Genomic DNA, 3,078 nt, shown 5'->3' with positions numbered 1-3,078 from the left:
TGGATAGATATCATTTCAGAGCGCACCAGGGAATAGATCGAAAAAAGCCTGCAGAGCTGTTTGAAATGTGCGCCTAAAACAACTAACAAACCTAAATTAGTGGTCTAACATAATCGAGGTATCATAGGTCTCTATATCTCATCTGACAATTTCATCAACTTTACTTGCAATCCATTTTTTAATCTCAATTAACACCTCATTTGTTACGCCAAAACTGCTTTGAATATTATGATTATATCCAATTACAGGGATTGATCTATTAAGTCTCACTCCACCAATCTCCTTGACATGTCCCTGATAGCCATAACCAACTACTCCGGTTGAGGTTTTACGGGGTAAGGTCCAACTTGATATAATTTGTCTATCTAACTTTAAATCAGCTAATTTTTCAAAATTATCGACCACTGATTTTCCATTTAATACTAAAATTAGAATTGAGGATTCATTAATAATATGCCCTAAAATATCACCAGTGTATGATAGTAGGTTTGTCTTTTCTTTAATAGATAAGTTTCCCCATTTACAACTAGTGGCGTAAGGTACCAAATCCAGGTGGCATGCTAAATACGAAGGAAAATAGTAAGAATATTCAGTTCCAGATAGAAGAAAATCTAACTTTTTAAACCAGCTATCATATGGATTGCTCTTAAAATATTCCTTGCATGTGCTAACTATAGAATTAAGGTGTGTTGAACTTGCCTCAGACCAATCTGTCAATGATAATGATTTCAAAGTATGGAATCTTCTCTCACTACCTTCTAATTCTGCGCCACTACCTTTAACAAATTCTCTATTACTAGGGTTAATGCCAACCGTTGCTATTTTTGCAGAAGTCCAATCTCCGAATGATGGAATTGGAGCTCCCCACTGTATAACATAAGATTCTGATAAGATAGGATTGTGTATTTGGTTTACTAATTTAGATAGTTCGGCTATCATTCTATATGGATTTTTTCTGCAAGTTAGCCAAACGCTTCTCAATGTAAGTATCATACACTTTTGAATCCATTGCTCCTCTCAACGTCGCTATTTCATTAACATTACCATCTTTCGCTAGTCGGTATATACAAAGTAACCTTCCCAAATCTGCCCAATAAGGAGACAAATTACTGATCTCAAATGATACCGGAAGGCGTTTTCGTACCTTTGCTTCAATATCTAAAAGGTAGGAAATATCTTTTGTATTGTCACTTGTTGGCATGCTGGGCATATAATTTTGCCTACTTTGAAATCCAAGTGATAAATATTTGGTCGCTTGATCAGCGTCTACTTCATATAAGTGAAGGCTTCCCACCATGTGCATGTAGGTTCCTAAGCCGACCGTCAGTCTCGACGCTAGAAATTCTTGAAGCATTGTGAAGGCAAAAATATCATGTGGCAGCCCTTTGAATGCATCATTGGACCTCATATGAGTAATCATATCAAGTCTATCCTTTCTTATAAAAAATTGCAGAGTACATGTACATGGCACTTCCTTGCGATCAATCACATGGATATCCTCAGCATTGAAAAGTTGAATAACGGCTCTTCGAGAAGTTGGTCTAGAGTGGAGAAGATTCGCTACATTGTCGATCTGATTTATACCTCGCATGTTAAATATTCTTGGACCATATCCCCCAAATATTTTTCCGTCTTCACTTTCTTTTTCATAAAGGGGGATAAAATATTCAATGAATTCCAAGGTATTGTCACCCTTCATATACCACAGAAATTCACCCAAGGCACTAAATGGTAGCCCTCGCGATTCGGTTCTACTGAGCCGCGCACGTGGATTTTCAAGACATAAAACTGCTCCAAGTATTTCACATGTCTTGCTGCGAGTAGTAAAAACATCAAATTCTTTTTTTAGGAGCTCAGAATAGACTTCTCTCAACAAGTCGTCGATATTATCATGTTTTAAATACATCCCTTTATGATTTTTTCATAGCAAATCATTTACGTGCTTCCATTAGGCGGAATCTATCCGAGTAGTTTGAAAATTCAACCATCCTATTATAACTGAGACGTTAGACAAAATTTGGTGAACGAGCACATATTTTATGTGATTTGACCAAAAGATACAATGTAAGAGTAAGTTCATTTGTGCTAAAAGACATTTTAAATGGAGTTCATAAACTGATCACTTTTACCCTTTCAATAATTTCTACGACACACTCATTTATCTAAAAGGACTTATCTCAATAAAATATAATGAATTTATAACGTCCAAGACTCTGCTCTAAGCAATATGTCGTCTGCATACTTCACAAATTCCTCGAAAGAATTTAAAAATTGACCATGGCTGTACTGAATGGGATATTCATGATCTAATGCTTCCCCGAGAATATTTTGAAGGATGAATAACTCTCCCATTATAGCAGTCATAGGAGGAATATAATGGTTTTTAAAATTGTCTTTTTTTAGCTTTCTTAGTCTCAGGGTAGCTTTTTCCACTCGCCAGCTTATCCTACCGATTACAGAATCTGTTTGTATGGTTTGGCCTAAATCATATAAACTCGTAAGCGTAATATTTGCCTTCTCAGCTATCCGCAACGCACCAGATTGAAAGCCCTTCTCAGATAAAAGAAATCCTCTGTCTGCACCAACGTCAGTTATTATAGATTGAAGAGCCAAAACTTTCTCCTTTGGCACATTGCTGTTCCATGCTTTGCATTCAACTATCCACATAAAGTAGATACCGTGAATATTCCCTTCTACATAGACGTCTACCAAATTTTTCCTCTTACCCCATCAACTTTATGCTCAACAAATGACGTAAGGCCAAGTTTCTTAAAAAAATCTCCCACCTGGTTTTGATATGCTTTCCATTTTGGGATTTTCATGTTGAAAAAATAGATAATACTACAAGTATACAAACAGACGCAGTTGCAAAAGGAACTGACCAATTTTTAAGGAGAAAATCTTTATATCTTTTGGGCTTGTGTTAAGGTAATAATTTATTGAAATTAATACCAACTATAATACCTCTACAAATTCAGACCACTTGTTTAGTTAAAACTTAGTAACTTAAACAAGGATAAAATAATGAAAAAGATGCGTAGAAAATTTGATTCATCATTTAAGGCGAGAGTGGCTATT

Annotated in this window: 3 protein-coding genes; all 3 read right to left on the bottom strand. The window is 35.7% G+C overall.

Annotated elements, in window-relative coordinates; all coding sequences use genetic code 11:
- Positions 1–138: 138 nt before the first annotated feature.
- Positions 139–939 (bottom strand): hypothetical protein, encoded by an 801-nt coding sequence (locus FEM55_RS07390; RefSeq protein ID WP_138280707.1) that lies wholly within the window; start codon positions 937–939, stop codon positions 139–141.
- Position 940: 1 nt separating this feature from the next.
- Positions 941–1,906 (bottom strand): thymidylate synthase, encoded by a 966-nt coding sequence (locus FEM55_RS07385; RefSeq protein WP_138280706.1) that lies wholly within the window; start codon positions 1,904–1,906, stop codon positions 941–943.
- 290 nt (positions 1,907–2,196) lie between these two features.
- A complete protein-coding gene (locus FEM55_RS07380; RefSeq protein ID WP_138280705.1) occupies positions 2,197–2,712 on the bottom strand; it encodes a restriction endonuclease in 516 nt (171 codons plus the stop codon).
- Positions 2,713–3,078 lie beyond the last annotated feature (366 nt).

The organism is Dyadobacter sediminis (genome assembly GCF_005860765.1).
Taxonomy (GTDB): domain Bacteria; phylum Bacteroidota; class Bacteroidia; order Cytophagales; family Spirosomataceae; genus Dyadobacter; species Dyadobacter sediminis.
This window is presented reverse-complemented; position numbering and strand designations above follow the sequence as displayed.

Bases quoted from the DNA above. Each gene is read 5' to 3' on its own strand.
- FEM55_RS07390 (WP_138280707.1), bottom strand. From the start codon at position 939: ATGATAGCCGAACTATCTAAATTAGTAAACCAAATACACAATCCTATC.
- FEM55_RS07385 (WP_138280706.1), bottom strand. From the start codon at position 1,906: ATGTATTTAAAACATGATAATATCGACGACTTGTTGAGAGAAGTCTAT.